We start from the raw sequence: 3,625 nt of genomic DNA, 5'->3' as shown, positions 1-3,625 counted from the left end.
TTCGTTCTATGCAGGCGCTCAGCAAAACCGCTGTACGTTTCCTTAAGCTTTTCGGCAATGACAAGGTAACAAGAGTTACTTCTACAGTCGGCGCTGAACAGGAATACTTCCTTATAGATAAAAAAATGTATGATCAGCGTGAGGACCTTATTCTAACAGGAAGAACGCTATTCGGAGCAAAGCCTCCAAAGGGTCAGGATCTTGACGATCAGTATTTTGCAAACCTTCGTCCACGTATAGCCTCATATATGGCTGATCTTGATGAAGAACTTTGGAAGCTTGGCATATACTCAAAGACAAAACACAACGAGGTAGCACCTGCTCAGCACGAAATGGCCCCTATATTCACTACCTCTAACCTTGGAACAGATCAGAATGAGCTGGCAATGGAGGTTATGGAAAAAGTTGCTCTCAAGCATGGGCTCGTATGCCTGCTCCACGAGAAGCCTTTTGAGGGTGTAAACGGTTCCGGTAAGCACAATAACTGGTCTATGTCAACAAACGATGGACAAAATCTGCTTGACCCCGGCGACACTCCTATGGATAACCTTCAGTTTCTCACTATACTCTGTGCTCTTATCAAGGGCGTAGACGAGTATGCGGATCTTATGAGATTATCAGCTGCTTCTGCTGGAAATGACCACAGACTTGGTGCAGACGAAGCACCACCGGCTATAGTGTCCATGTTTCTCGGAGAGGAGCTTGAAGCAGTTCTTCAGGCTATCGAGGACGATGCAGAGTATAAAACAAAGACCCGTGCTTTCAAGATAGGTGTTGACGCTCTTCCTTCTTTCCCTAAGGATTCTACTGACAGAAACAGAACATCGCCTTTTGCATTTACTGGAAACCGCTTTGAATTCAGAATGGTAGGTTCTTCCGATAATATTGCTTGCCCTAATGTACTTCTAAATACGATCATGTGCGAAGAACTCAGCCAGTTTACAGAGATACTTGAACCCTTCAAGGGGAAGGAGAACTTTGATGCTGAGGTAAGAAAGCTCCTTAAGACAGTTATTAAGGAACACAGAAGGATTATCTTCAACGGCGACGGATATTCCGCAGAATGGGTCAAAGAAGCAGAAAGAAGGGGGCTTCCCAATTATGCTTCGACTGTTGACTGTATGCCCCACTATACTGATGAAAAAAATCTGCGTATATTCCGCAAATTTGAGATATATAACCAGAACGAGGTGGCCGCAAGAACTGAGATACACCTTGAAAAGTACTCAAAGACAGTACGTATTGAAGCTCGTACAATGATAGAAATGGCAAGGAAGCAGCTTCTTCCGGCTACAATGGAATATGTACAGTCTCTTTGCGAATCTATCGCTACAAAGAAGCAGATTGGATTTACATTCATGACTGATGAAAAAATTGCCAAGAAGCTGAACGAGCTTTCAGATCGCTTCTATGATTCTATTGTAAGACTTGAAGAACGTGTTGCTGAAGCAAACAAGGTTGATGGAATACAGAAACAAGCTGAATTCTTCCACGACGTAGTACTTGCCGAAATGGATATTATGAGAAGCATAGCCGATGAAATAGAGCTTAATATGCCTGCTGCAAAATGGCCGATACCGGCATATTCGGAAATAATCTACAATGTATAATATATAAAATTAAGGATCTTTTTCACGGATTAGGTGAAAGAGATCCTTGTTTTTCGATTTAGGTATGATTTAGAATATATCAGTCTTTATGTTACTTGAATTAGATTTGTTTGTTCCCTTGATACTTAGCCCCTGATCGAAATCATCTAGGAAATGGTGATAGTTTTTGCCTCTGTGATAGGAGATAAGCGTCTGCAAGTTCACGTTTTCAACACTACGAAAAATATTCATATCTACAGCCGGATTAGTTATGCGAAGCTGGCATAAAAGCTGCTTGATTTCGGCACGTTTAGAGTTTCCTGAATCCTTTGTTGTCTGACAGGCACACTGGATAAACGACAGACCATTATATTCTGCCCATTTAATGATGTCCGTCTCACGTACAAGATATAGCGGACGTATAAGCTGTACAGCATAGTTTTCACTGTGGAGCTTAGGCATCATTGTTTGTACCTGTGAGCCGTAAAGCATACCCATAAGGATAGTTTCGATAACATCATCAAAATGATGCCCGAGAGCTATTTTGTTACAACCTGATTCTTGTGCAGTCTTGTAAAGCCAGCCCCTTCTGAGTCTTGCGCACAGAAAACAGGGATTATTCTTTTCTTTTGCAGCTGATTCAAAAATGTGTGTGTCATATATTTGGGCAGGAATATCGAGCGTTTCTATGTTTTTTACTATTTTATTCCTGTTTTCAGCTGTGTATCCTGGGTCCATGATAATATATTTCGTGTCAAAGTGTAAATTGCCGTATTTTTGCAGTCTCTGAATACACTTTGCCATGAGCATAGAGTCTTTTCCTCCTGAAATACAGACAGCAAGCCTGTCGCCGTTTTCTATCAGCCTATACTCTTCAATACCTTTTCGGAATTTTGACCAAATTGATCTGCTGAACTCTTCTGTTAGTGATCTATCAATATTATTATTCATATTCTTCCTCGCTGATATATATTATATAATAAATATACCGCTAAAATGATGTAATGTCAAGGAATATCGCAATATATAGTTTAAACACATATTAAATATTGACTATATATCGGAAATGCTGTATAATAAATGTTGATAAGCTGTGGAACGGAATCAAATATGAGGTGAACGAAAATGCATAAACTGGAAGATAATATAAATTCTCTTACAAAGAATATTCTTGCTGACTATGAAGACAACAGAACGATTGATGAGGTCAAAACGTTTGATCATCCTGACAATGAGGATATTGTTGAGATCATAGAGGCTTTAAGACGGATAGTTTTTCCTGGATACTTCCGTAATAAGAGCTACAGAGTATATACAGTGAGAAACAATATTTCCATGATACTTGAAGATGTCATATTCAAGCTAATAAGACAGATAACCATAGTTCTGAGATATGATAAAAAATACGAAGCTCTTGAAGAGGATGAGGTCAATAAAGCGGCAGAGCGGATAACATTTGATTTCCTTGGACGTATTCCTAAAATAAGAGCTCTTATTGATACCGATGTTCAGGCTGCTTATGATGGAGATCCGGCTGCATATAACAAAGACGAGATTATCTATTCATACCCCGGATTATATGCTATACTTGTAAACAGGCTTGCTCATGAACTTTTTTTGCTCGGTGTACCGCTTATACCTCGTGTAATGACGGAACATGCTCACAGCAAGACAGGTATAGATATCCACCCCGGAGCGACTATTGGAAAGTATTTTTTTATAGACCACGGTACAGGTATCGTTATTGGTGAAACTACCGAGATAGGGGACTATGTCAAGGTATATCAGGGCGTAACTCTTGGAGCACTTTCCACAAGAGGGGGACAATCTCTGCGAAATAAAAAGCGACATCCTACTATTGAAGATAATGTTACTATATATTCCGGTGCTTCTATACTCGGCGGTGAAACAGTTGTTGGTAAAAATGCAGTTATAGGCGGTAATGCTTTTATTACACGTTCTGTACCGGCAGGCGCAAAGGTAAGTATTAAGAATCAGGAGCTTCGCTTCAATTTTGACTCGTCTAACCTTGTACA

General features: G+C 40.1%; 3 protein-coding genes. 2 read left to right on the top strand and 1 reads right to left on the bottom strand.

Annotated elements, in window-relative coordinates:
* On the top strand, positions 1 to 1,610 hold a 1,610-nt coding region (locus J6U00_RS14995; RefSeq protein ID WP_296583235.1), incomplete at its 5' end, for a glutamine synthetase type III.
* Positions 1,611 to 1,679: 69 nt separating this feature from the next.
* On the opposite strand, the gene J6U00_RS14990 is transcribed toward J6U00_RS14995, so the two are convergent.
* Positions 1,680 to 2,540 carry an ATP-binding protein gene (locus tag J6U00_RS14990; protein ID WP_296583234.1) on the bottom strand — a complete coding sequence of 287 codons (861 nt, stop codon included), beginning with the start codon at positions 2,538 to 2,540 and terminating at the stop codon, positions 1,680 to 1,682.
* 174 nt (positions 2,541 to 2,714) lie between these two features.
* On the opposite strand from J6U00_RS14990, the gene epsC reads away from it, so the two are divergent.
* On the top strand, positions 2,715 to 3,625 hold a 911-nt coding region (gene epsC, locus J6U00_RS14985), incomplete at its 3' end, for a serine O-acetyltransferase EpsC (protein WP_296583232.1).

The organism is Ruminococcus sp., from assembly GCF_017650195.1.
Lineage (GTDB): Bacteria > Bacillota > Clostridia > Oscillospirales > Ruminococcaceae > Ruminococcus.
This window is presented reverse-complemented; position numbering and strand designations above follow the sequence as displayed.